2 protein-coding genes are annotated in these 2,098 nt (G+C 39.0%); both read right to left on the minus strand.

Annotated features, from left to right (window positions below; translation table 11 throughout):
• Positions 1-77: 77 nt before the first annotated feature.
• Entirely contained in the window at positions 78-908 is an 831-nt protein-coding gene (locus tag LZ634_RS22470) for a capsid assembly protein (protein ID WP_234508940.1), read from the minus strand.
• Between the two features lie 69 nt (positions 909-977).
• On the minus strand, positions 978-2,098 hold a 1,121-nt coding region (locus LZ634_RS22475), incomplete at its 5' end, for a portal protein (RefSeq protein ID WP_234508941.1).

The raw sequence follows: 2,098 nt of genomic DNA on the forward strand, positions 1-2,098 counted from the left end.
TGTTGTTTTAATTCTTGTTGAATTACCTTTAAGAAGGGGAAAGGTAATTCCCCTGTAGTGGACAACAATATTTAGAATTAGAAGTTGGAATGCATTACACGCTGTTCTACTTCTGCACGGTATTTAGCGTCACTTTGATAACGCTTATCGGACATAGCAGCGATCATTTCCTTTTGATCTGCATATCCAGCAACACCACGACTACCAGTAGTAATAGTAGGTTTAGATTGTTTAGCTACTGAACGTTCTGGTTTTGTCCCATACTTATTTACAGCATCTTGTTTAATAGTTTTTTGAGTTAGTGTGAGAATAGTTTTTACTGTACGGATATTGTTATTATCCAAAGCATCTTGTAGAGAATCAAGAGTGGCTTTGTCGTGTGATTCTAAGTGACTAATAATACCTTCCCATTGTTCAACACCACCGACATAATTAACCAAACTTTGTGCAAGCTGGTTTACTACTGCTTGCTGCCCTTTAATAAAGGTATTTACAAACTTACGGTTAAAACCATGTTGTTCAAGTAGGTCTAATGTCTTCTCTGAAAGTGTTTCTTCTTCAGTATATTCATTTAGAATACTATCGATTGATTCTTGTGGAAGACCATTCTTAACCGCTACTTCAATCATGCTTTGAAGACCTTCACGACCTTCCTGATGTTCTGCACTTGCAGCATTAATTTCTTCTTCAGCAGCAGAACGAGAATAATTAGTTTCTTCCTGTTCTTCTTCATCTTCTTCTACTGGTTCATCAGTAGCTTCTGTTTCTTCAACATCGTTAACTTCAATACTGTCATCACCAATACGAATTGCTGCGTTTAGATCAAGCATTGCTAATTCATGCTCTGTTAGTTCCCCGCTTGAAATGATCGCGTTCTCTGAACTACCATAAATTGATTCATCATTCATTATTTTTAATTCCTTTTATTAAGTGGGATTTACTAAGTTATTTATGTTTTTATAAAACCCACTCGCTTATTACATTCCTAATTGTTGAGGGCTAACATTCATGTTTTGCATAGACTGTGCTAACGCTTCTGGACTCTGAGTAGCTAACGCCCCCATACCTGCACCACCAGTAGTAGCGGCCTGTTCCATGCCTTGTTGCATCATCTGTTGCATCTGAGCTTGTTGTTTGTCTTCCTCGGTCATTAGTAGACCGTCTGTATCAATACCAAGAGCGTTACATACACGTAGTTTCAACGTAGCCATGTTTAAATCTGGATCGCTCTGTAGCTGTGATACTGCCGCCATCGCCTGAACAAACTGGTTTAGCTTGTCCAAATCCTGCCCACGTCCAAGAGCATCAACGCCAGTCTGAATAGATGGTGATAAAGCTTCTTTAGGTAGGTCTGGGATCTTCTTGGTTGCCTGTAGCTGGTTTAGCAATACTCGGATGATAGGTAGCTGTAGTTCTTGGTTCAGGACTGAATAGACACCCGTCATAACTTGTTCCAACTGTTCAGCCATATAACGAATTTCTTCAGCAGTAACGCGATCACCATTACGTTGAACGGATGTGTTAAGTAGGAACGCAGAAGATAGACGTTGACTGATAGTAGTGATTTGGTTTTGTACCATCTGATAATCAAGTGTCTTGTTTACTTGCAAGAATGAAATATCATTTGGATTACCTACAACATAATCACCGGACTTAGCTTGAGTTAAACGGCGTGGTTGAGTAATACCAGTTGGATTTACAAGACCGACAATCTTTGAAGACACCATAGTAATATCACTAATGGATTTAGAAAGATTTTCAAGACTACGCAAATCCCCATAGTATTCTTCGGTATAAGAACGTCCGTAGTTTTCACCATCAAGACGGTTCATACGAATTGGAATCCAAGGTAGTGCATGAACTGGATAAGAACTTGCGGTTCCTGGAATTTCATTACCATCGACTTCTTCATACGAGAGATACTGACCGGACTTTTCATCTAAGTAGATATGTGTATAAACAGTTACATCCTGATCTACTTCATAAGAATCACCCTGCTCTAACGATGATTTCAAATCGTCTGGTAATGCAGCAAAAGCAATACGCTCTTGTGTGATAATCTGTAGAATATTCCCATAACCATCACGCTGTACAACAT

This window comes from Kluyvera intermedia (genome assembly GCF_021440345.1).
GTDB lineage: Bacteria > Pseudomonadota > Gammaproteobacteria > Enterobacterales > Enterobacteriaceae > Kluyvera > Kluyvera intermedia_A.

Bases quoted from the DNA above. Each gene is read 5' to 3' on its own strand.
- LZ634_RS22470 (WP_234508940.1), bottom strand. From the start codon at position 908: ATGAATGATGAATCAATTTATGGTAGTTCAGAGAACGCGATCATTTCA.